The sequence below is a fragment of the Ruegeria sp. AJ12 genome (assembly GCF_056536245.1).
In genome coordinates, this window is sequence record NZ_JBQFJJ010000002.1 from 30,924 (window position 1) to 52,851 (window position 21,928).

The 21,928-nt window shown below is 58.1% G+C and carries 19 protein-coding genes and 3 pseudogenes; 9 read left to right on the forward strand and 13 right to left on the reverse strand.

Annotated features, from left to right (window positions below; all coding sequences use genetic code 11):
- Window positions 1-45: 45 nt before the first annotated feature.
- Window positions 46-918, reverse strand: a complete 873-nt coding sequence (locus ACR3E0_RS20460; protein WP_480481190.1) for a LysR family transcriptional regulator — start codon at window positions 916-918, stop codon at window positions 46-48.
- Between the two features lie 145 nt (window positions 919-1,063).
- Here ACR3E0_RS20460 and bla point away from each other — a divergent pair, with 145 nt between their 5' ends.
- Window positions 1,064-1,942 carry a class A beta-lactamase gene (gene bla / locus ACR3E0_RS20465; RefSeq protein WP_480481192.1) on the forward strand — a complete coding sequence of 293 codons (879 nt, stop codon included), beginning with the start codon at window positions 1,064-1,066 and terminating at the stop codon, window positions 1,940-1,942.
- Window positions 1,943-2,134: 192 nt separating this feature from the next.
- Here bla and ACR3E0_RS20470 read toward each other — a convergent pair whose 3' ends face one another.
- Window positions 2,135-2,899, reverse strand: coding sequence for a LytTR family DNA-binding domain-containing protein (locus tag ACR3E0_RS20470; protein WP_480481194.1), 765 nt, complete (start codon window positions 2,897-2,899; stop codon window positions 2,135-2,137).
- Window positions 2,900-2,988: 89 nt separating this feature from the next.
- On the opposite strand from ACR3E0_RS20470, the gene ACR3E0_RS20475 reads away from it, so the two are divergent.
- Complete coding sequence (locus ACR3E0_RS20475) at window positions 2,989-4,083, forward strand: C45 family peptidase (RefSeq protein WP_480481196.1); 1,095 nt, start codon at window positions 2,989-2,991, stop codon at window positions 4,081-4,083.
- 91 nt (window positions 4,084-4,174) lie between these two features.
- On the opposite strand, the pseudogene ACR3E0_RS20480 reads toward ACR3E0_RS20475, so the two are convergent.
- Window positions 4,175-4,464, reverse strand: a pseudogene (locus ACR3E0_RS20480) (aldehyde dehydrogenase family protein); the annotation flags it as partial.
- 213 nt (window positions 4,465-4,677) lie between these two features.
- On the opposite strand from ACR3E0_RS20480, the pseudogene ACR3E0_RS20485 reads away from it, so the two are divergent.
- Window positions 4,678-5,436, forward strand: a pseudogene (locus ACR3E0_RS20485) (IS5 family transposase).
- Window positions 5,437-5,522: 86 nt separating this feature from the next.
- Here ACR3E0_RS20485 and ACR3E0_RS20490 read toward each other — a convergent pair.
- The 3 genes from ACR3E0_RS20490 to ACR3E0_RS20500 all read right to left on the reverse strand — a co-directional run bounded on the left by ACR3E0_RS20490 (window position 5,523) and on the right by ACR3E0_RS20500 (window position 8,277).
- Window positions 5,523-5,990, reverse strand: coding sequence for a hypothetical protein (locus ACR3E0_RS20490; protein ID WP_480481198.1), 468 nt, complete (start codon window positions 5,988-5,990; stop codon window positions 5,523-5,525).
- 31 nt (window positions 5,991-6,021) lie between these two features.
- Entirely contained in the window at window positions 6,022-7,782 is a 1,761-nt protein-coding gene (locus tag ACR3E0_RS20495; protein WP_480481200.1) for a DUF1217 domain-containing protein, read from the reverse strand.
- Between the two features lie 111 nt (window positions 7,783-7,893).
- On the reverse strand, window positions 7,894-8,277 hold the full coding sequence (locus tag ACR3E0_RS20500) for a type II toxin-antitoxin system MqsR family toxin (RefSeq protein WP_480481202.1): 384 nt from the start codon (window positions 8,275-8,277) through the stop codon (window positions 7,894-7,896).
- A 492-nt stretch (window positions 8,278-8,769) separates the two neighbouring features.
- Here ACR3E0_RS20500 and ACR3E0_RS20505 point away from each other — a divergent pair.
- Window positions 8,770-9,568 (forward strand): annotated as a pseudogene (locus ACR3E0_RS20505) (IS5 family transposase).
- Window positions 9,569-9,831: 263 nt separating this feature from the next.
- On the opposite strand, the gene ACR3E0_RS20510 reads toward ACR3E0_RS20505, so the two are convergent.
- Window positions 9,832-11,106, reverse strand: a complete 1,275-nt coding sequence (locus ACR3E0_RS20510; protein WP_480481204.1) for a replication initiation protein — start codon at window positions 11,104-11,106, stop codon at window positions 9,832-9,834.
- Between the two features lie 580 nt (window positions 11,107-11,686).
- Here ACR3E0_RS20510 and ACR3E0_RS20515 point away from each other — a divergent pair.
- Complete coding sequence (locus ACR3E0_RS20515) at window positions 11,687-13,072, forward strand: AAA family ATPase (protein WP_480481206.1); 1,386 nt, start codon at window positions 11,687-11,689, stop codon at window positions 13,070-13,072.
- A complete protein-coding gene (locus tag ACR3E0_RS20520; RefSeq protein ID WP_480481208.1) occupies window positions 13,065-14,132 on the forward strand; it encodes a ParB/RepB/Spo0J family partition protein in 1,068 nt (355 codons plus the stop codon). The genes ACR3E0_RS20515 and ACR3E0_RS20520 overlap by 8 nt, the downstream gene beginning before the upstream one ends.
- 252 nt (window positions 14,133-14,384) lie before the next feature.
- Here ACR3E0_RS20520 and ACR3E0_RS20525 read toward each other — a convergent pair whose 3' ends face one another.
- The 6 genes from ACR3E0_RS20525 to ACR3E0_RS20550 form a co-directional block, all read right to left on the reverse strand.
- Window positions 14,385-15,224: an energy transducer TonB gene (locus tag ACR3E0_RS20525; protein WP_480481210.1), complete on the reverse strand. Its 840-nt coding sequence runs from the start codon at window positions 15,222-15,224 to the stop codon at window positions 14,385-14,387.
- Complete coding sequence (locus tag ACR3E0_RS20530; RefSeq protein WP_480481212.1) at window positions 15,221-15,553, reverse strand: ExbD/TolR family protein; 333 nt, start codon at window positions 15,551-15,553, stop codon at window positions 15,221-15,223. The genes ACR3E0_RS20525 and ACR3E0_RS20530 overlap by 4 nt, the downstream gene beginning before the upstream one ends.
- A 55-nt stretch (window positions 15,554-15,608) precedes the next feature.
- A complete protein-coding gene (locus tag ACR3E0_RS20535; protein WP_480481214.1) occupies window positions 15,609-15,980 on the reverse strand; it encodes an ExbD/TolR family protein in 372 nt (123 codons plus the stop codon).
- A gap of 4 nt (window positions 15,981-15,984) precedes the next feature.
- Window positions 15,985-16,878, reverse strand: coding sequence for a MotA/TolQ/ExbB proton channel family protein (locus ACR3E0_RS20540; protein ID WP_480481216.1), 894 nt, complete (start codon window positions 16,876-16,878; stop codon window positions 15,985-15,987).
- Between the two features lie 479 nt (window positions 16,879-17,357).
- Window positions 17,358-18,365, reverse strand: a complete 1,008-nt coding sequence (locus ACR3E0_RS20545; protein ID WP_480481218.1) for an Ldh family oxidoreductase — start codon at window positions 18,363-18,365, stop codon at window positions 17,358-17,360.
- Window positions 18,366-18,447: 82 nt separating this feature from the next.
- Window positions 18,448-19,386: a c-type cytochrome gene (locus ACR3E0_RS20550; RefSeq protein ID WP_480481220.1), complete on the reverse strand. Its 939-nt coding sequence runs from the start codon at window positions 19,384-19,386 to the stop codon at window positions 18,448-18,450.
- 18 nt (window positions 19,387-19,404) lie between these two features.
- Here ACR3E0_RS20550 and ACR3E0_RS20555 point away from each other — a divergent pair, with 18 nt between their 5' ends.
- The 3 genes from ACR3E0_RS20555 to ACR3E0_RS20565 all read left to right on the forward strand — a co-directional run bounded on the left by ACR3E0_RS20555 (window position 19,405) and on the right by ACR3E0_RS20565 (window position 21,897).
- Window positions 19,405-20,007, forward strand: coding sequence for an RNA polymerase sigma factor (locus ACR3E0_RS20555; protein WP_480481222.1), 603 nt, complete (start codon window positions 19,405-19,407; stop codon window positions 20,005-20,007).
- Complete coding sequence (locus tag ACR3E0_RS20560; RefSeq protein WP_480481224.1) at window positions 20,004-20,747, forward strand: hypothetical protein; 744 nt, start codon at window positions 20,004-20,006, stop codon at window positions 20,745-20,747. The genes ACR3E0_RS20555 and ACR3E0_RS20560 overlap by 4 nt, the downstream gene beginning before the upstream one ends.
- Window positions 20,748-20,817: 70 nt before the next feature.
- Complete coding sequence (locus tag ACR3E0_RS20565) at window positions 20,818-21,897, forward strand: helix-turn-helix domain-containing protein (protein WP_480481226.1); 1,080 nt, start codon at window positions 20,818-20,820, stop codon at window positions 21,895-21,897.
- The last annotated feature ends 31 nt before the right edge of the window (window positions 21,898-21,928 follow it).

The following is a 21,928-nucleotide window of genomic DNA, read 5'->3' on the forward strand; positions in this document are numbered from 1 at the left end:
TGCATGTGCGAAAATGTCCATCCCCGACAAAGCCCGACCGGTGTTTCAGCCGATAGAACTGGCCTCGGTCACCCAATCCGCGAACTTCGTCATTGCAGGGGTTGGGGTGCGGTCAGATGGCCATCCCAGATAATATCTTCCTGCGGCTACGGTTGCACCAAAAGGTTGTACCAGGCGGCCTTGTTCGATGTGGTGATTAAACATGCGCACGGGCAGTAAGGCGGCCCCGCCGCCAGATGCGGCCAACTCTGCAAGCGCAACCGAACTATCAAGGACAGGACCATTGACGGGCGGACAGGCAACACCAACCCCCTTGAACCAGTCTGGCCACTCAGAGCTACGATAGCTGCGCAACAGACAGATCTGCCCAAGATCCGGGGGGCTCTGCAACCGAGCGGCCACCGCCGGCGTACACAGCGGTGACAACGGAGCGTCAATCAGCGGCGTCACGTCATGACCCGTCCAACCGCCCTTTCCGAACCGGATCGCCATGTCGAGGCCTTCGCGCAGGATTTCAACGCGATTGTTGTTTGTCGAGACTCTGAGGTCGATCTCCGGGTTGGCCTCGCGGAAGGCATCGAGCCTTGGCAACAGCCAGCCCAGGGCAAAAGTGGTATTTACACCAACATTCAGTACCTCCACATCGCGTCGTCCGCTCAAGCGATCCAGAACACGCGCCATGGCCTCGAACCCCTGTTCGAGAACCGGGAACAACAATAGCCCCTCGTCAGTTGGCGCCAGGCCTTGTGGTGTCCGCAAAAACAGGGTCGCACCAAGACGATCCTCAAGCCGCGCGATCTGGTGGCTGACGGCGGCTTGCGTCACTCTCAATTCGATTGCCGCGCGGGTGAAACTGCCCTGCCGCATGGCAACTTCAAATACTCGAAGAGCGTTCAGTGGCAAATCGGGGCGATCCATACCATTACCTTACCTAATACTGTGCCATAACATTTCTCGTTTGAGCCCGGTGGGCAAGTTGTTTTAGCCAAAGGCGCGACGTCGGAGGACGCCACACATGTATCAGCGCCCCAAAAACGGCGCGCATTCTTGAGAGGAACAAATCATGCGGTTTTCCGCCTTCGTCCTGTCGCGCATTGCGGCAGGTATCACCCTTGGGCTGTCCATCACTCATCCCGTGGCGGCGCAATCCACATTTGAGTCGCTCGCCGCTTCGGCTGCCCAGATCGAATACCGTCTGGATGGAAGGGTTGGAATTGCCTTGGTGGATACCGGAACCGATACATCCTGGTTTCACCGCGCACATGAACGGTTCCTGATGAACAGCATCGTGAAAACGCCGGTCTGTGCAGCGATTTTGGCGCATAGTGAAACTGGCCAGATCTCCTTGTCCGAGCCGCTGCCAATTCATGAAGCTGATCTGTTATCCTATGCGCCGGTCACAGAAAGGCACGTCGGAGAACACATGACGATCTCGGACTTGTGTCTGGCCGCTCTTGATATGAGTGACAATACAGCCGCGAACCTGCTGATCGATCATCTTGGCGGCCCCAAGGCTGTCACGCAGTTTTTCCGCAGCATCGGCGACATGATCAGCCGCCTTGACCGGCGAGAACCGGACCTGAACACCTTTGCCCCAGGCGATCCTCGGGACACCACCTCCCCGGCTGCGATGGCAGAAACGCTGCGGGCTCTTTTGACGGGGATGCTCTCTCCGGCCTCTCGCGACCAACTGGTCGAATGGATGAGCCATGGTGGTGTGACCGGAGCGCTCTTGCGTGATGACGCGCCGACAGACTGGGAAATTTCCGACAAATCCGGCGCCGGCAGTCACACGCGCAACATCGTTGCGCTTGTGACACCCTCTGGACGGGCACCTTGGATTGTCGTCATTTTTATCTCGGACACCGATGTGGATTTCGCGACTCGGAATGCCGCCATTCAGCAGCTCGGAGCAGAGGTCATCGAACTCATACAAAACTAGAAGTCAGCGTCGCCACGGGCCTTCGCCCTGCTCCGAATGCGAGGGCCCCAAGTGTACCGTCCCGAAGATCAACGAGCACAGTGCCAACTCTCCGGTCCCTTACCGCCCTCACGTCCTCCGACACGTCGCACAAAAAGCCCAACAGTATAAAATGAGACCTTCCGTATCCCATTCACACCTGCAAGGAGGCTTTCAAATCAAAATGCCCGCACTTTTGGCCGCATCTCTAAAAGTCCGACCGACAGGCACAGAGCTGCCATCCACAAGCTTCAATCGGATCGTGCGATCAGTCGTGTACCGGCCAGTGACCGCCTCCGTTGCCACCCAGTGCGAGCGATGCACCTGGGTTCCAGCAACGGGTGCAGCCTCGGTGATCGCATCGCGCAATCGCATTGCCACGAGAGATCGACCACGATCGGTCACCACCTCGACATAGTGATCCTGCGCCGCCAATCTGATCAAATTCCCTCGACACGCCCCAGGCAGTCGGCGCAGGATCGGGGCTTCGCCCATCTCCCTGGACATAGATCCGGACGCCAGCCGCACAACTCCGACAATCGCAGTCACGATCAATGCGCTTTGCAGGTAGAGTTCGATGGCAGCCAGCACACCGATCCGGGAACCGAACATGGTCGCAACACCGTAGACCACGAGAGTCGCGGGGACGGCCGCGAACAGGCATGCCAGGATCGTCCAGCCAAGACCATCCAGTTGTCGATGACGTTCGAACATGACGAGAACGAGATGGACCGGCAGCACCGTGCCAAAAACGATCAAAGTCCAGTAGAGCAAGCGCGCCCAAGTCTCGATGCTGATGGCCGTCCCAAATGGACCGGTCAGCCCTGCCAGAAACGAGAGTATCAGCAGAATTCCCAAGTTCCTCCGCGAGCGCAACAATTCACCGGAGGAGGCCAGCATCACCTGCACTGCAGCACTGTTGGCGAAAAACGTACGCATTTCACGAATCCCGGCTTGCAAACCCAATCGGCGGCCTTCCATCCGGGTGTAACGGCGCGAATGGAATTGGGCCGCAAAGCAGGTATAGCATGAATATCAGAAAGCACCCCCTAACCAAGAAGACGCCAGCCATGTGGGCGCTGGTGTTCGCAAATTGGCTTATCACACCCCAAGCGATTGCCTGTTCCACTATGGCCATCGGACCAATCGCAACACCTTTGATCGCCTATAGCTACGATACCTCGGCGACCGGCGCGGGGTATGTCCTTGTCAATCCTGTGGGTGCGACTCGCACATCGATTATGGAAAACAGCACCGCAACCTGGAAGACTCTCTTTGGAAGTGTCAGCTTCAACCAGATGGGTCCGGGTATGCCGGCCGCAGGCGTCAATACGGCGGGCTTGTTCGTCTCGCTCATGTGGAACGATGATGCGCGGTTTCCGTTGGCCACGGGCAACGACATTGTTGGCGAATTGGAACTGATTCAACGCGTCCTTGACCGCGCGGCCACTGTTGAGGAAGCCTTGCACGTTTTCCAGGATACAAGCGTTCGGGCCATGAGCCGCATCCACTACTTTGTCGCTGACGCCACGGGGCGAACGGCTGCGGTGCTGCCAACGACCGACGGATTGGTCGTGGATGTCGACGAGACCATGCCAGTACGGGCGCTGACCAATTCCAGCTACGCGGACTTGCTTGACGCCCTGTCCGACTATGTGGGTTTTGGAGGATTGCTACCGCTGCCGTCTCGCGCCGAGACCTCTCATCCAAACAGCGTGGAACGGTTCGTGCTTGCGGCCTCCGCCTCCCGGGGGCAAGAGCCGGTCGCCACGCAGGACGGGTTCGCTGCCCTAGCGGCAGTGCAAAACCCCGAGACGCGCTGGCAGATCGTCGTCGAACCCAGCGAAGGCGTAATCACACTCCGGCTCGCGGGGCGTGAAGAAGAGTGGCACATTGATATGACTGAAATTGACTATGCCTGCAGCCCAGGCCCCACCGGCCGGAGCCTGAGCCGTCTTCCGCCGCTGCAGGCGGACATTCAGTTCCGGAAGCTCCCCGCCAATGAAGTTGCAGAAACACTATCCGTAGTATTGGAGGGCTTTTCGCATTCCCTTGGACTACCGGCGGAACTGGCTTGGCCTATTGCACAAGCCCAGTTCAGCGCGCTCACCTGTTCAGAGTGAACTGAACTACAGATAGGCATGCACTGCACAGCGACGGCGCGCCAAGATCAACAATGGTACGCCACTCTCGGGAACGCCTCGCGGCATCGGTTGCCTCGGTGTCTGGCCCTTGAGGAACAACGGCAATCCCGGGATTTGTGCAAAACTGACCCACCCCGTGGTCAAGGATGCAGCCCAACCTTTTGCGATCTCGTTACCGAGTGACTTGAGCGCTCCGAGCAATAAGAACATCGGGTTGACTGATCCCACTTCACCGAAAAACGGGATGAGCTAATCCCGCGCCGCGCATAGGTCGAACAAAGTACGGCCACCGCGCAATGACCCCGTAAATCCGACCGCTTTGATGAATGTGTTCTGAACCAGCACACCTCCTAATTTTCTGAAATATGGATACGCGCAGGCACTGACCGATCCTCCAACGACATTTAGCGCATGCTGAAGGTTCTGAAGGTGTAGACGCCCCCGCTGGCCTCGATGTGCCGCTGTGGGTTTGTAAACAACCCAAATGAAGACGCCTATGGAAGAGATTAGGCTCGGAATCCATTGATTTTTGCTTGGCTGCGTGATTCATTGCGCAGCAAGCAAGCGGTGACGATTTCTGATCTCTTCTGGTTAAGCGACGAGCAATTGGCCCGTCTTGAGCCCTACTTTCCCAAATCCCACGGCATGCCTCGCGTCGATGACCGACGCGTCTTGAGAGGCATTATCTTCATCAATCGCAACGGTTTGCGGTGGCGCGATGCATCCAAGGAATATAGCCCACACAAGACCCTTTATAACCGCTGAAAGCGATGGAGCGAGTAGGGCATATTTGCTGAGATGATGATGGGCTTGTCGGCTGACCATGGCGACGAAAAGACGGTCATGATCGATGCAACATATCTCAAGGCTCACCGCACGGCGTCCAGTCTTGCGGTGAAAAAGGGGGACGTGGACGCCTGATAGGCCGAACCAAGGGCGGCATGAATACCAAACTGCATGCCATCTGCGACAGCCAGGGCCCGCCCTCTGAACCTTTTCATGACCGCCGGGCAGGTCAGCGATTACACCGGCGCGAAGGCTTTGTTGAGCAGTTTGCCAGCTGTTGATTGGCTACTGGGAGACCGAGGCTATGACGCTGATTGGTTCAGAGAAGCGTTGAAAGACAAGGGGATACGCGCCTGCATCCCCGGTCGAAAACAGCGCAAGAGACCGGTGCGATACGACAAACCGCGCTACAAGCGGCGAAATAGGATCGAGATCATGTTCGGCAGGTTGAAAGGCGGGCGGCGTGTGGCGACAGGCTATGACCGATGCCCCAAGGTCTTCTTATCAGCCATCGCATTGGCCGCACTCGTGATCTACTGGTTATGAGTCCTGACCCTAGAAACTTTGCAACAAAGCCCGCTACGACCGGTGCCCACAAGTCTTTCTGTCTGCCATCGCACTCGCAGCGCTCGTCATTTGCTGGCTATATGTCCAGAACCTCGATATACTGATTTGATCTCTCTCAGATGACAGCCGAGCGCCAATAGGGTTGGCCAGAGCAAATAGGTTTGAACCTCAACGTTTTCTCCAAAGGTAAGGAGGAGAATGGTAAGTAGCAGCCCCACCGGGAGTTTGCCTCGCTCAAACCTTATTGCGTCCAGGGTGACGACCGAGAAATGAACCAGAAACGGTATGAGAAACGCGGCAAATCCGGTCAGGCCTTTGACAAATAATAGCCCGTACCAGGTGTGATGGCTGCCGATCGGCATGTACTCAACAAGATGCGCTCCGGGTCTGACTGTGCCGTGCCCGAAAACCATCGCATCCGATTGCCAGCGCTCATACGCAATGCGCTGCAACGTTTCGCGTACGCGGGTGCTGTCGCCGCGCGCTCCAGGGTTTAATCCAGCCCAGTACTTTTGGCGCCATGTTGTGCGCAAAGGACCTTATGAAGGTCTCGACCGTCACCCGCTACAAGAGCAACGAAAGCACAGAGCTTGCCGGACTGGTGCTTCCGGTCTGGCCGATCAACGAAAGCGCCAGGTATCTTCTTTGCACCCCTTCCAGATTGCCGGGTTGTCCAATCTCCACAAGATCTGCCGTTCCAAACACCTGTTGTGACTTGTCTTTGAATATTCTCAATTGGCGATCAATGTCCAATTGACCAATGCCGTCCGGCAGGCCAAGCGCCCCTTCAAAGACGGCACGCAAAGACGGCGTTCCAATCACGCGAAACCATCGCCCATCGTTTCCACTTATTTGACTGATGGCGACACCCAGATCTCGATCAAGCGCCAGCATCAGCCTCATATCGTTGTCGCGTTGACCGACCGATATCTCAAACTGGCGCTCAATGTAGGAGTTGATGACGGCATCGGTAAATCCTTCGGGATATGCGTATGCCTGCTCACCTGTCTGCAGATTGAGCGCATCATAGAAATGCCTGTAGTTCGCGTCCGGCGCCAATTGATAGGTCGAGAGCGGAGACGTCGGATCACTCGACAGCAGCCTGCGCGTATATCCTGCAGAATTCTCATCCTGAGGGAGATCAAAGAGAGCGATTGCGGCTGACAGTAACCTCGGATCCCCGAAAACAGCATCGATTGTTGTGGGCGGCGTATTGCGCCGCGCAACAGCATCAACCAGCCTATCTATGCGGCTTTGTTTTGCGGGGTCGGGGCGGGCGAGCTGGTCTCCAAAATCGAAAGCACTTGCCAGCGCGACGTATTTTGAGTTCTCGCTTTGATTGATAGCGGAATTTTCATCAAGAGGATCCGCTGTCAGGACGGATCTGAGCAGATCCTTGTCCACCGGTTCAGCGTCCAGCCCAAAAACGGCGAGCGTCGTGTTCAAGAGCACCTCGTTTTCAAGAAAAGCCTCTGCGGATGTCAGGCTGTCTGGGTTTTTCTGCGCAAGCTCTGCAAACGCATAAATTGATGTTTCGTCATCACGACGCCCCACGAAATCAAACGCTCTGGCCAAATCTTGGAAGCGTGGGTCACCAAGCCGATTTGCAAGGGCACCCGGATCGGCCAAGTCGCTGTTTAGAACGTCATTTATCAGCCGTGTGTTATTGATCTGATCTTCCAACCCAAACTGGACCAAAACTGCATTCAGAACTCTGCGGTCGGCGGTCACATCTTCTCCGCGCTTTGCGGCGCGCAGTGTTTCGGCGACCTTGTCCGAAACCTTGCCCCGCAATTGCTGCGGCAGCGTATCGACATTGCCCTGAAAGGCGGACGCAAAGTCGATGTATCGCTGGTCTCCGAGGCGGTTGACCAGCGATGTTTCATCGGAAAGATCGGAGTTCAGAACGCGTTGCAGAAACACTGTCTTGCCAGCGTCGTCCTCAAGGCCGAAAACCTCAAGGGCGCGCGTTAAAAGCCTGTTGTTGGATCGTTGAAAGAGATCGTCAACAGACCCCAGCGCCTGCAGTTGAGGTGAAAGCGTGTCAGCCGCTGTTGACCCTGGCAGGCTTGCACCGGTGCCTGCGCCGAAGTTGAACAGTTGCGCGAGTTCACGGTACCTTGGATCTGCAATCCGGTTGGCCACCGACCTTTGATCATTCAGATCGGACAGCAGAATACTCCGCAACAGACCGGTGTTGTTGATGTCGTCCTCAAGCCCGACAGAGCCTAAAACCACCCGCAGAACCTGACGATCATCAAGCAACTCGTCGACATTTTGTATGTTTGTCAGCCGATTACGGACGGCCTCCAGGTCTCGAGCCACGTCTCCGGTTGCTCTCAAAACGCTTTCTTGCTGATCTCTTGTCCTGTTCAGAAAGGTGAGCGCACCGATACCAGAGCCGGATATAACTGGTAGAAAAGTCATCGCCACCTCTCAAAAATCTAACTTAACCGCTACCGGATTGGTGAAAAATGATTTCAGAACAATTAACTTTGACGCCAGAAAGCACGGATTAAGCAAAAAGTTTCGCGATCTGTTTTGACTTTGTCGGCTGCAGCGAATGGTAGCTTCGTCCCGCACACTGGACTTGTCGCATCGACCCAGGCAATGGCCGCTCAGCGGGACAAAACAGACCTTCATTGACTTCTGAAAATCGCGTCTGTCGATAAACTGGATAACCTCAACAATCTCACCACTTCCAAACCTAAGCTCTGCTGCTGAGCGACTCGCCGAACTGAGCGCGTTTAGCCTCTTTGCAGAACTGAAGGTCGATTTGATCGCTTCCAGGTTATAGGTTGGCTTTCGCTTTTCATTCACGAGTTCTCAACCAACACCATTATGGCGTCTTTTCAAAGGGCACCGCTATGGAGTTTCGCGCCCGTTCTATCGTCAGATCCGTTTCTGCTCCAGAATACCACCGCATGCTACAGCTAACTGGTGTTGCCGTTGACCCGAACACAGGTGCCATTGTAAGCCCCGCTAGAATCAATGCTGGCCGTAAGCAGGTCTGAGGATTTCTGGCCCAAAATCTCAATCCCAACGAGACATGGTCGTCGCATCAACTATGATCCCGTGTTCAGCCATAAGATCAAGCACATTGCGATAGGAAAACCAACAACGACAGTATCAGCGGACCGCCAGCAAAGTCAGTTCTTTAGAGAACCGGTGCTGCTTCAACGGCTTTCTGCACTGCACGTGACTTTTCCTTTCTAGGCTCAGGACCCATTGATTTCCGTTTGGTTGCGTGATTCATCGCGTTCAAAACGGGCAGTGAACATGTCCGATCTTTTCTGGTTAAGTGACGAGTAGATGGCGCGTCTGGAGCCCTTCTTCCCAAAGTGCAACGGCAAACCTCGCGTTGACAGCAGGCGTGTCTTGAGTGGGTTTACCTTTGTCAATCGCAAGGGGTTACGGTGGCGCGATGCACCTAGGGAATATGGACCACACAAGACGCTCTATAATCTTTGGAAGCGATGGAGTGACAAAGGTATCTTTGCCCAGATGTTGGTCGGTCTTGCCGCGGAACACGACGAGCAGAAGACGGTCATGATCCCTCTGAGGGCATCACTGCGTGATGCCCTGCCGGGCAATGGATGCAACGTGCCTCAAGCCCATCGCACAGCGTCCAGCCTTGCGGTGAAAAAGGGGACGTGGACGTCTGATCGGGCGCACCAAGGGCGGCATGAATACCAAGCTGCATGCGGTTTGTGACAGATGAGCCATGGTGCGCCATTGGTTCAAGCACAATGGCAAATGACACCCTTTGTATCTGTTTAGTCACCGCCGGTCAGGTCAGCGACTACATCGGTGCAAGGGCATTGGTCAGCCGTCTGCCAATGTCGAATGGTTGCTGGGTGACCGCGGCTATGATGCCGATTGGTTCACAGAAGCGTTGAAAGACAAAGGGATACGCGCGTGCATCCCAGGCCGCAAACAGCGCAAGACAACTGTCCGATACGACAAGTGCCGCTACAAACGCCGCAATCGGATTGAGATCATATTTGGCAGATTGAAGGACTGGCACCGTGTGGTGACACGCTACGACCGTTGCCCCAAGGTCTTCCTTTCAGCCATCGCTCTCGCGGCAATTGTCATTCATTGGCCATGACTCCTGAGCCTAGATCGGCACAGACCAACCACCAATTGGATCAAAACACCCAGAGGCGCAACATACCGACCAAAGTTCGCGACAGAGCCGGCCAAGGTAGTGGCAACGTCAAGGGCTGCGATGGGCCGCGGACGGGGTCAAGATTGTGCAAGTTCAAAGACTCAAAGAGGTTTAACGGGCAAAATTAGGGCAAAATGCGCAATACATCTCGTTTGGAGGTTCCTCAACGATCCTTGTTCAGACCCGCCCTGCCCCATTGGACATCACATTTCAGCCTCAAAAGTGAACGCGTCCGGTTCGAGTTCTTGCCAGAATGCGAAGATCGCGGTTGCGTTGAGACCCGAGCGCCATCCGTGCGCTCGGAAGTGTTCCCGGTCGAGATCATTGTCGAGGCTGCTCATGAACAGGCGCTTGTCTGCGTCACGCTGGGTCGGGTTTCGCCGCGAAACCAAGTCCTCGACAATCGACAGCTTGCGCGCGCGCTCGGCGCGTTCCGCGATGCGCGCGGCGTAGGCCTGGTCTTCCTGCGCCTTTTCAGCGTGGCGGTGTTCCGCTGCGGCAACGGCCTCGGGGCTGGGTTCGGCCTTACGCGTTGCGTCAGGCACGTGATAGTCGTTGCGCAGAGCCGCCGACAGATATCCCAACGTTGACTTCACGCCATCCTGTCCACTCACGTAATCCAGCTTCTGCTGCACGTAATCCTCGCCATGTTCGGCAATCCACTGGCGCGCCAAACGGTCCGACACGCCCTGCTGTCTGAGCAACTTGTAGACTGGCAGATTGCGTACCCCGTCGCTGTCGTCGATCTCGAACATCGCTTTCTGAGGGTTGCCCTTGATCGCAAACCGGATGTCCATGACGGTGCGGCCCTTCTTCTGAAACTCGGGTTTTATCAGAATGTCCGAGCTTTTGTTTACCTCTGCGACCGCTGGTTTGATGATTTTGGCGTTAAGGTGCTTGAAGCTGCTGTAATAGTCGCTGCCATCCACACCCATGAGTTTACGAAACACCTCCAGTGACCACCAGCCCGTCGACCCGGTGCGTACGAAACGATAGCAGTTCTCATACAGGGCCAGACCATGCCCCGAACTGAAATTGCGTTGTATCTGAACATTGATCAGGGCATAGATTTTCGGATCATAGAGCTTCTGCGCCAAGGCAGGCGAATAGGCGTATTCGCAGATACCATTCTTGAGCTTGGCAAAACTCAACAGCGAAGAGACACCCCATTCCTGCCGCCCCTGTTCATCCAGCATGTCCCATTCGGCGACTGTTTCGGCCAACGCTCTGAGGCTGGCGCGCAACGTGTCGAAATCGTTTGAATTGTAACCCACCATCATCGCAAGCGTCCGCGCGTCGATCGTGTGGGTCGCAGCCGATGTCAGGGCGTCATAGGCGTTGAGCAACAGGACGTTCGACAGCTTCCGTTGCAATAACGAAAGCTTGCCGCTGATGTGAATGGCGGCAACGTTCTTTTTGACCGTCTCCCGACGCAGGGCGCCCGAAAGACTGTCCATGTCCAATGTTGTATCCGGCATGATTCTGCCTGACTGCTCGTTTTGATATATGTGCCATGAAAGGTACCCGTGGATCAATCTGTTTTGGGTGCCCAAATACGGGATGGTGGGAATCCCGTAGACAGGTACCTTAACGCTCCGGGTAGCAGGTTATCCACAAAGCCGCGACTCGGATCGAGCCGCAAGGGACTCCCGAAGATCGAAAACAGGCCCCCAAGCGGCCTGATTAGGGTCTGTTGACGGTGTATTCGTAATATCCCGCGAATCGGGACCCGTGTTCCCGGACTCTGGTACCCCTGATCCCGCAAACGGGAACCTTTGATCCTGTATTTGGGCTCTCTTGAAACCGGAAACAGGTGCTCAAGTACACCTTACTATTTGTTTTATAACAATTAAATGGTGGTAAAGATTCTAAACATTCCAAAAAGAATAAACTCTTTGGTGTGCCTCTCTCTCAAATTCATTGCAGTTTCGCGGCGAAACCGTAAGCGATTTAACTCTTCTGTGGAAAAAGCTGACATGAAGGATAGCCGTGCGGTGAAATGTTCGCTACATTTCCGAATATACGCCGCAAAGGCGAACATTATCTGAGGCATCGACAGTGAACAAATCTACGCAACCTCCATTGCCGCCCTATCTGAATCTGGATCCGGAGATCGCGGCGGCAAAGTTGCCTGATCCTATCGGGACATCGCGATTCGCAAAAGCGGCAGCGTTCTGCGCCAAGGGCCGCGAAGACCTCGCCCGTCGGGGATATGCTCCGGACGGCGAAAAGCGCCTGCGCCGGTTTTCTATCTGGGAAATCACAAAGTACCTGATCCCGGTGGCACCAGCGCATCTGCGCCGGGTCCTGAAAGCAAATCCGGAATTGCCACAGGGTGAAGGCGAAGCCGGATCCAAATGGTTTACCCTGGATGAGGTCCTGACCCTGCGCAAGCATTTCGCCGCCGAAGGTGTCAGCACCAAGGAGTATCTGCCCTATCGGCCGGACAACCTGCCCGCCAAGGTCGTGGCTGTGGCGAATTTCAAGGGCGGCGTGGGCAAAACCTCGACCGCAGCGCATCTGGCCATGTCGGCGGCGCTGGACGGTTACAAGGTGCTGGTCGTTGATCTCGACAGCCAGGGGTCGATGACATCGATATTGGGTGGGCGGGTCGCTGACGAGTGGCAAACGGTCTTTCCGCTGATCGCCAAGGATTATGCCCGTGCGGTGCAGGAAGAAAACCGGGTGCGCAATGCGGCCGGTCAGCCGGAGATTCCGCTGGACGAAACCTTGCAGGAGGCGCTGACCACCCTGCCCCGCGACGTTATTCAGAACACGCACTGGCCCAATATAGATCTGATCGGTGCCCAGCTGAACCTGTACTGGGCTGAATTTCAGATCCCGGTTTGGCGCATGGGCCTGCGCAGTTGGCCGCTGTGGGATGGATTGACCAACTTTCTGCAGGACGAAGGTGTGTTGAGCGATTACGACATCGTCATACTCGATACCCCTCCTGCACTTGGGTACCTGACGATCAATGCGCTGGCTGCCGCGGACATCCTGCTCGTGCCGCTTGGGGCGTCATTCCTGGAGTTCGATTCCACGGGTCGGTTCTTTGACATGCTCTACACGACCTTTGCCAGCATCGAGGATGGCGAGAACGCCGCGCAACGGGCGGCGGGTTTACCGGAACTCAAGTTCGAATGGGATGTAGTGCGGGCGATTATCACCCGGTTCGACGCCAGTCAGCAGACCGATATGGCCAACGTGATCCAGGCCTATTTCGGGGATTTCATGAATGCATACCGTCAGGACTACACGGCGCTGGTCGGACAGGCGGGCGAGCAGGTGAACGGCATTTACGAGGCAGATTATCGCGATTTCAACCGGGACACTTACGTGCGAGGGCGGGAGACGTTTGACCGGACGTATGCGGAATTCAAAGAGGTTCTGATCGGGTGCTGGTGGCGCGATGCCCAGATGGGAGGAGAGGCAGATGGCTAAACGCAGAAGACTGAGCGCACCGGACACGGCGGAACTGGAGCAGCTTGAGGCCGGTTTCGCGGCGAAACCGTCGATCAGTCCGTTTGACACAAAATCCGGGCCGCCACCGATCGCGCAGGTTGCGGCCGAGGCGGCCTCGCTGAACGGTATGGCGGGTGTGACCGATAGGGTTGCGCTGGCCAAGGATCAGGGCGACGCAGAGCGGTGGCGCGATGCGCAGGACGCGGGGCTTGTCGCGCAGATGGTGCCGCTGGATCAGATCGATGCCGATTTCATTCGCCGCGACCGGATGGTCGAAGATGAAGAGGCGATGGCGGAACTGCTGGAGTCTTTACGCGTTCATGGATTGCGCACACCAATCGAGGTCACGCAGAATGCAGAAGGCTATGGTCTGATATCCGGCTTCCGGCGTCTGAATGCTTTTCGGCGCCTGTCCGAAACGGATCCGCGATTTGCTGAGATTCCGGCCTTTGTGCGTGACGCCGGGACAGGGCAGGGCGCTTACGTGTCGATGGTCGAAGAGAACGAGCTGCGATCAAACCTCAGCCCGTATGAGCGGGGCCGGATCGCGGTGCTGGCCGCGGGGCAGGGGGTGTTCCCATCCTCAGATGCGGCCATCGATGTTTTGTACGCAGCCGCCTCCAAGGCTAAGCGGTCCAAGGTGCGGGGCTTTGCAATGGTTCACGAAGCCCTGGGGGACTTGCTGCAGCACCCGGTGGCCCTGACGGAAAAGGCGGGGCTTAAACTGGCCGCGGCATTGCGGGATGGGGCCCAATCCGAATTGCGTCAGGCCTTGGCCGGGGCAGGGGAGCTGGACGCAAAATCCGAATGGTCGGTTCTTGATACTGCGCTCAAGGCAGGTCCGGAACCTGAACGAGACAAGTCCCGCGGTGGACGGCCACAACAGGTTCAGCGCTTGGCCCCGCAGATACTGTCGAGCGGCGGCAAGATTGTCTCCGAGGTCTCGGCAGGCGACGTGAGAATTCGTGTTCAGGGTCGTGATCTGACGATAGAAGAGGCGCAGCAACTGGTCGAACAGGTCGCGCGGTATCTCGAGTAGTTTCGCGGCGAAACCACCGAGGGTGAACTGGGTTCAAACGACGGTGCCAGAGGCCGCTGCGATTTTTGATTGTAACGCCGAATGATGCCGATGTCGGAACGTCAGTCATGTAATTTCCAATGTTGTGTGCAAAAAGACGAAATAATGAGCATTATATGCTGCAACCGTGATTTTGATGGAAGGAAAATAAAATGAGCAATGGGAACGGTTTTGACCTCACGCATTGACCCGGGCGGGGCGCACAGGTGTCGGCTAACGTCCCGGTGTCATCCGGATCAGCACAGAAAACCGAAAGCTGCTACCGATCAGGTCTTTGGGGGCTTTGGGGACCCGTTTCGTTCGGGCAACTGCGCTCAGCGCGGCCTGATCGAGAATTGGGTCGCCCGAGGATTGTGTAAGCTGGTGCGAGATCAGGCGCCCGTCGCGTGACACTGTCAGACCCACGGTGGCATCCCCACTGGCTTTGGTGCCACGCGGATAACGTTTGTTGCGTTCAATGCGCGCGCGGATTTTCGCGCCCCACACGGCCTGCAACTGCGCCTTCTGCCCGGGGGAACCGGTGGTCACTTTTGCCGTATCTGTGCCGGCGTGCGCTCCACCACCCGATCCAGCCGAGACTTGCTTGGCGGCCCCAGCCGACGCCACGTCAGATTTGCGGGCCTCTGGTTCGGGCGGTTTCAGCGGTCTTTGCCCTGGTTCAATTTGGGGCTGGGCTTGAACCTCAGGTTCCAGCCGAGGGGGCGGGGGTGTGGTGTCGATTTGCACATCTTCATGTTGCTCCGGTGGTACCATGGCAGTGGTCATCTGAGCACGCGGGGCCTGATCAATCTGAAAATCGGGCACGGTGAGCATGCCGGTTGGCGGGCGTGGCCGCAGTATCAGGTCTTGTTCCGGCGGTGGCTGTATCACCGGTGGACGTTCCCACATACGGACCATCTCCACCACAGTTGGCGCTGCACCCTGAATGGACACCGATGTATCTCCACCGCTACCGCCCGCCGTGATACCTGAGTTCGGTTGGGCTCCAAATGCCATCAGATGCAGCGTGGCAGCGAGGGCCACGAACACAGGAACTTCCAACCAGCGTTTCATTGCGGCATCACCATCAACTCGACTCTGTTCAGCCCAGCCTGTGCCAGATCGCTCAACAAACCAGCCAGTACCCTGGCCTCCAGTTCTCCATCCGCGCGGATCCGGAGGTTCGCCCCGGCTTCGCTGATCGCAGTCACTGCAGTCAACGCTGCGACCCCCTCGGCCTTGTCGAACGACATGTGCCCATTTTTGTCGACATAGAGTATGTGCTCTGCTTCGGGCTCGACATCAGAAGCCGAATGGGGCGGCGTAATCTCGAAAGGGTCCGGCTGCATCAGGTTCGACGCCATCAGGAAAAAGATGAGCAGCAGGAACACGACATTGATCATTGGCACAATGGCTTCAGGACGGGGTCTGCGGGGTGGGTCCGAGAAATCCATCGCGCTATTCCACAATGACGACCGAAGAATAGCCTGCGTCATGCAGCGCTTCGGTCACAGTTACGATCCGTTGCAGCGTCGCACCGTCCCTGCCGCGCAGGATCAACATGTCGGTGGGCGCCTGCATCAGCGGGGCAAGATCGCCAGCAATGTCTGCGGTTGCGATGCCGTTCAGCAGCACAACGTCCGGCAAGATATCGACCAGCCGCGGCGGTCCGGTGTATTCGCCTCCCGTCGCGGCCAAAGGCAGTGGCAGTATGGCGTCCGTTCCGAAGCGCGATGCCAGCATGAAGAACACCAGCAGCAGAAACACCACATCGATCATGGGTGTCAGGCTGGGTTTGCGTCTGGGTTTGGCCGGCGGTGCGAACTGCATGCGATCACTCGGCTGCCAGCTTGAGTTCGGTCGGTTTTATCGCGACAAACAACCGGGTTGCGCCGTCTTCGACATCGCGGCGCATGCGGTCGATAACCGCCTCGAACCATGTCAGCGCGGCTGCCGCCGGGATCGCTACGGCCATGCCGGCGGCAGTGGTCAAGAGCGCTTCCCAGATGCCGCCTGCCAGCAAGGCGGGATCAGCGCGGTTACCCGAGTCCTGCAACGCCTGGAACGCGGTGATCATGCCCAGGACGGTGCCCAGCAACCCCAGCAAAGGGGCAATCGTGGCGATCAGTTCCAGCGCCCGCAACCCGGCTGCTGCGCTGGCGATTTCACGCTTTGCGACGCGAGAGACATCCTCGCGGGCCCGGCTTTCGGGCAGCCTGCCAATAGCGAGGATCGCATTTGCCACAACTTTGGAGCGCACCCCCCTTCGTCCCTGGACAGTGGCCAGAGCCGCCTCGGTATCGCCGGCTTCGAACAGATCGACAGCCAAACCCGCTTTGCCCCGCGACCAGGCGCCGATCAGAGCCAGACGCCAGGTTTTCCATAGGATCAGGGCAACCATGGCGATCGAAAGGGCCGCGATAACCCAGATCGACGGCCCTCCGGTGCGCAGAAATTCGGTCGCTTTGGCCGAGGCATCCTGGGCTGCCAATAGCAGCTCCTCCTGTTGGGGGAGTGGTGTTACTGTTTCCCCTGGCTGAATGCTGTCAACCATGCCCTCTGCCTCGACCGATGGGAGAAGGGCAGGGCCAGCCTCCGGTTGCTGCAGGGCCGGCTGGACCGGTTCGATGACGGGTACATCCGGTGCCGGCTCCGCCGGCGTATCTTGCGCCGCCAAAGTCTGGGGTGAAGCGATCAGTGCCGCGATCAGGATCAGACGGGTTTGCATAAGGTGCTCCGTTGCAAGGGCGGCCATACACCCATCGGGCTGTGACAGGCCTGGACCCGATCAATGGTGTAGAGCGTCATTGCGTTTCTTCTTCGCCAGGGCCTGCTGCTGGTCGAACATGCACGACATTGCGTGTCGACATATCCAAACCGATCAGAGGCCGCACAGGCGGCACTTATCTGATTTGCAGGCTAGTGTTGTTTGCTGGCTGGGTGCTGCTGCTTCTGTGCAGACAGCGCAATCTGGCGCGGGCTGTTATCGTCCGTTCAGGATTGGGCGTAGATTTTCGACTGTGCTTTGTCAATATCAAGGGTCGCAAACGTGTCAATTCTCCCCGACATCCTCGCGTTCGGAGATCGCCCAGAAGGTTGCGGGTACGAAGAATTTTGAAGTCGCCGCGTTGCGAATGAGCGACCTTTATCGACACTAGCCAATTCGGGGCAGCACAACGTTAAAGAGGCCCGACTACAGACTATCCTTCAGGTCGTGCAAATCATCGTGCAGAGATTTGGATATCTCGACGAACCCCGCGCCGTGTTTCTGGCGCGGGCCTCAAACCGGCGCTGTGAGGGAAGCCGGGCGCCCTGATCCAGAATATCTGCGAACAGACGCTCGGCCCGGTCATCGTTTTCAGAAACCCGACCGGTGCTGAACTGCTCGGGGTCAAAGGCCAGGATGATCTCGCCGTGATAGGGTGCACCACCAGTGCCTTCGGCGAATTCCATGCTTTCAAGGCTGGTCAGATCGTCGATAAGCGGTCCGGCGAGCAGTTCGATCATGATCGACAGGGCGGACCCCTTGTAGCCGCCGAAGGTCAGCATCGCGCCGTCCATGGCGGCCTGCGGATCGGTTGTCGGGTTTCCGTCCTTGTCGATCGCAACGCCGCGGGGCAGGGGCTTGCCCGCGCGCCGGTAAAGCTCGATCTCGCCCCGGGCAAAGGCGCTGGTGGCGAAATCGAAGGTGAACGGGTCCTTGCCCTGTCGCGGCCAGCTGAATGCCAGTGGGTTGGTGCCCAGGCTTCCGCGCGTGCCCCCGGCAGGGGCGACCCAGGAATGACTGGGGACCATTGCCATCGCGGCCAAGCCTGCGGCAGACAGGCGTTCCACCTCGGGCCAGAGCGCCGAGAAATGGAAACAGCGGTTGAGGGCCATGGCCGCAATCCCATGCGTGCGTGTCTTCTCGACCAGCACCGGCAAACCCTGTTCGAATGCGAGCAACGACATCCCCCTCTGCGCGTCCACATGAACGATGCCGTTGTCCGAAGGTTTCAAAACAGGCTCTGCATGACCGTCGACCTTGCCGGCCTGAATGGTCTGGGCGCACATGAACAGGCGAAACAACCCGTGAGACTGGCAGTCGTCGATCTGACAGGTGGTCAGCGTATCGGCGATCGCCGACGCGTGAGCAGAGCCAAAGCCGGATCTGGTCAGGATATCCATGCAGAACGGTCGGATGTCGTCCAGTTTCAACGTGACCGTATCGCTCATGATTTTCCCCTGTCCCGCGTGATGTTTTACAAGGGATAGCTTGGCAGATGGGTTGGGGAAACCGGTTTTCTTCGAAAGGGGATCAGCCCTGCGTTTCGGCTTGCAGGTAGGCGATGACATTGGTGATGTCGGCGTCCTTTTTCAGGCCGGGGAATTGCATCTTGTTGCCCGGTACGGACCCTTTGGGATCAGCGAGGAATGCGGTCAGGGTCTCGACGGTCCAGATGATGCCGGAGTCCTGCAAGGGTGAGGAGAACCTGAATCCATCGACCTGTCCGGCAGTGGCACCGATGATGCCATGCAGCGATGGCCCGGCTCCGTGGCGGCCTTCTTTCAACTGATGGCAGGCCTTGCATTTGGCGAAGACCTTCTTGCCAGCCTTGATGTCCCCACCGACCGCAGCAACGGTTGTGGTGGCCTCAGGCGCCGCCTCCGCCTTTTTGTCATCCATTTTAAAGATCAGCCGCGCGGTCACGGGAACAGTACGGGTGATGCCCGGCAGCTCGGCCAGTTCCATCAGCTTGTCGACCCCGACATTCACCCCCGCGTCTTCGGTGCTGAGAAACACCATGTCATTGGTCGACACCAGAACCGATGTCTCGGACAGACGCAGTACAAACATCTCGGCGGTGAATTCCACGTCGACGCCGGCAAGCGCCAGAACCGCATCGGCATCGACGGTCGTGGATTGCCCGGCACCCAGGGCGGAAACCTCGTCCATATCGAACGCGGCGGTCAACTTCGCGGTGGCGGCCTTGCGAAAGACATACTCGATCATCCGCTCGTTGCGGATGTCGATGTTCGTTTCCACCGAGGACAGATCGATCTCGATCTCGGCCTTGCCGTCCGGGCTGACATGACCGCTGAGGTTGGTGAATGAATTCACCTCGCCCACAGTGTCTTTCTTGATGGTGCCATAAGCCAGGTGAGACCCGTCCGGCACAAGCGTCCAGCTTGTGGCCCAGATCGGGGTTGCAACAATTGCCGACGCAATCGTGACTGCCTTGAACAGAAGTTTCATTTCATTCCTCCACGGTGTATGTCAGTCCTGACCCCGCGGGCCCGGTCCGTGAATGACAAACACACACAGGTCGCGTTTTATTCGATGGGCGCTGAAATCAGTTCCGAACAGGCCGTGCGGAGTGCGGTGCAGACGCATACGAAACGTGTCTGGCGTTTTGCGCTGGCCCTGTCAGGCGCATCGGACGTGGCCGATGACTTGTTGCAGGCCACCTGCCTGCGCGCGCTAGAGCGTCATCATCAGGTCAATTCGCATGAGCGGCTGGATTCCTGGCTGATGACAATCTGCCGGTCGATCTGGCTGAACGAGGTGCGCGCGCGGTCGGTACGCCGCGCTCAGGCCTTGTCGGTCACGCCCGAGGCGGATTTGGTTGCAACCGGACCCGATTCAGAAACGAATATTTTCGCGTCTGAAGTGTTTACCCAAGTGATGCAGCTGCCAGAAGCGCAGCGGGAAACGGTCATGCTTGTCTTCGTCGAGGGATACAGCTACCGCGAAGCCGCTGCTTTGCTGGAGGTTCCTATCGGTACGATCATGAGCCGGCTGTCAAATGCCCGGCAGAAACTCAGGACCGTAATGCAGCATGATGCGGCAGATGCCGCGCAACGGAGTGGCAAATGACGTTTTCCGACGAGACGCTGTTGGCGTATCTGGAAGGCAGCCTGGACGAGGGCCAGTGCCGCGCCATTGAGGCTGCGGTAGAGGCCGATGTCGCGCTTGAGCAGCGTCTGATGGCGCTCGACCCGTTTGCGCCGGTGGTTCAGAAGGTTTTTGAAGAGGTGCCCGCCCAGACACCACATGTGGAGTTGCCGGAATCGACCCCGTCGGCGCCAGCTTATTCCGGGGGACCGTTGCGTTTGCTGGCCATTGCCGCGTCGGTTGCGGTAATCGCCGTGTCGGCAACATACTGGGCGACGCGCCCGGCCGAGATGGGATGGGCGGAACAGGCCGCGCTCTACCAGTCACTCTATGTGCCGGAAACGATTTCGTCGCTCGACAGCTCTCCCGCGTCTCTGGACGAACAGTTTGCGCAGGCCGAGGAACAGCTTGGCCGTTCGCTGAATCGCGAAGCGCTCGAGGCGTTGCCGGGGCTGGATCTGAAGCGGGCTCAGATATTGTCATTCAAAGGCAAGCCGCTGGTGCAGGTTGTGTTTGCAGACGAACAGGGTCAGCCGCTGGCGTTCTGCGTCATTCGGCAAGGTCCGGGCGCCCCGAACAAGGACATGCAGCAGGCGGTCCTGAGCGGTCTGGCGACCGCGACATGGGCGCGGGACGGGTATGGTTACATGCTTTTGGGTGCTGATGCCGAGACCGATCTGGGTGAAAAGCTGGATGTTCTGACGGACACGTTTTCCAGCTGATCGTCCGGTGTCTCAGGGCATTTCAGAAAACCCCTTGTGGAGCTTTTGAAATGCCCGAAGAATGTCACTTATGAAATCGAAACCTGTCAGGTCTGTTCCGGATGACGAGGCTGAGGATGTGGGGCCTCCCAGCATTTATGATGCCGACGCGCCCGACGAGGATGACCTCTGGTTTCTGCCGCCCGACGAGGACGAACCGCAGGAGGATTTCCTGCCGCCCGGGCCACGCGCTGATCGGCGTATGCTGTTTGATCCGCGCGACTGGCGCGCGGCGCAGGCGGATCTGTCGGTTGAGCTGGCCGATCTGGCGGTGACATTCGGAGCTTTGGATGAACGCTTGCGGGCTGGGCCGGATGGCTGGACGCATCGGCTGGCCCTGATGGACGTGTCCGATCTGGGCTGGTGGACCGGCGACCGGATCAGCGTCGACCGGCTGGCCTTGTGGACCGGTCTGCGGATCGGGGCGACCAGCGATGATGTGCAGGCCCTGTTCCGGGCGGGCTGGGCGGTTCGCCGGTTGACCTCGGGCGCAGCACCGGCGGTTGGCGGGTGGGACGCTGGCCTGACCGCGTTTCTGGACCGAATGGCACAGGGGATCGAGGACGTCCCGGAGGCGGTGGCTGATCTGGCCGAGGTCATGCGCAATGCTGACGGGCTGCATCCTGTGACGCAGGCGGCAATGGCGTTTCACGCGTGGCGCGCCTTGTCACAAGGGATCGGACAGGACACCGAAGCTGCCATCATTGCCGCGCGACACGCGGCAGGCATGGGGCGGGGCGGGGCGATGTTCATGCCGCTGGCCCTGTCAGGCCCCGGCGCTTTGCGCGGTGTTGGCGAGGCGGATGAAAAGCTGGCTGCCTGGATCAGAGGGGCGGGGCAGGCGGTGCTGGCTGCGCTGCTGCATCTTGACCGGGTGAGCACCTGGGAAGAGCGCGCCCGCGAGGCAACCGAAGACCTGAGCGGTCGCACCCCGCCGAGACTGATCGAGGTGCTGACCGCCTGGCCGATGGTCTCGGCCCCGCTGGCCGAAGACCTGACGCAGGCCTCGCGCGCGGCGGTTCAGCGAAACATCGACCGGTTCACCCGGCGCGGTCTTATCCGTGAGGTAACGGGGCAGGGCCGCTACCGGGTCTGGACTGCGGCCCTGTGATACGCCCTCAATAAATGTCGGTTAGGTCGGG

What these genes read in the sequence shown, in the direction of transcription:
- ACR3E0_RS20530 (WP_480481212.1), bottom strand. Translation starts at nt 15,553, where the DNA reads ATGATCAATGTCGTGTTCCTGCTGCTCATCTTTTTCCTGATGGCGTCG.
- ACR3E0_RS20560 (WP_480481224.1), top strand. Translation starts at nt 20,004, where the DNA reads ATGACGTTTTCCGACGAGACGCTGTTGGCGTATCTGGAAGGCAGCCTG.
- ACR3E0_RS20520 (WP_480481208.1), top strand. Translation starts at nt 13,065, where the DNA reads ATGGCTAAACGCAGAAGACTGAGCGCACCGGACACGGCGGAACTGGAG.
- ACR3E0_RS20550 (WP_480481220.1), bottom strand. Translation starts at nt 19,386, where the DNA reads ATGAAACTTCTGTTCAAGGCAGTCACGATTGCGTCGGCAATTGTTGCA.
- ACR3E0_RS20545 (WP_480481218.1), bottom strand. Translation starts at nt 18,365, where the DNA reads ATGAGCGATACGGTCACGTTGAAACTGGACGACATCCGACCGTTCTGC.
- ACR3E0_RS20460 (WP_480481190.1), bottom strand. Translation starts at nt 918, where the DNA reads ATGGATCGCCCCGATTTGCCACTGAACGCTCTTCGAGTATTTGAAGTT.
- ACR3E0_RS20475 (WP_480481196.1), top strand. Translation starts at nt 2,989, where the DNA reads ATGAATATCAGAAAGCACCCCCTAACCAAGAAGACGCCAGCCATGTGG.
- ACR3E0_RS20470 (WP_480481194.1), bottom strand. Translation starts at nt 2,899, where the DNA reads ATGCGTACGTTTTTCGCCAACAGTGCTGCAGTGCAGGTGATGCTGGCC.
- ACR3E0_RS20535 (WP_480481214.1), bottom strand. Translation starts at nt 15,980, where the DNA reads ATGCAGTTCGCACCGCCGGCCAAACCCAGACGCAAACCCAGCCTGACA.
- bla (WP_480481192.1), top strand. Translation starts at nt 1,064, where the DNA reads ATGCGGTTTTCCGCCTTCGTCCTGTCGCGCATTGCGGCAGGTATCACC.
- ACR3E0_RS20565 (WP_480481226.1), top strand. Translation starts at nt 20,818, where the DNA reads ATGAAATCGAAACCTGTCAGGTCTGTTCCGGATGACGAGGCTGAGGAT.
- ACR3E0_RS20555 (WP_480481222.1), top strand. Translation starts at nt 19,405, where the DNA reads ATGTCAGTCCTGACCCCGCGGGCCCGGTCCGTGAATGACAAACACACA.
- ACR3E0_RS20510 (WP_480481204.1), bottom strand. Translation starts at nt 11,106, where the DNA reads ATGCCGGATACAACATTGGACATGGACAGTCTTTCGGGCGCCCTGCGT.
- ACR3E0_RS20540 (WP_480481216.1), bottom strand. Translation starts at nt 16,878, where the DNA reads ATGCAAACCCGTCTGATCCTGATCGCGGCACTGATCGCTTCACCCCAG.
- ACR3E0_RS20525 (WP_480481210.1), bottom strand. Translation starts at nt 15,224, where the DNA reads ATGAAACGCTGGTTGGAAGTTCCTGTGTTCGTGGCCCTCGCTGCCACG.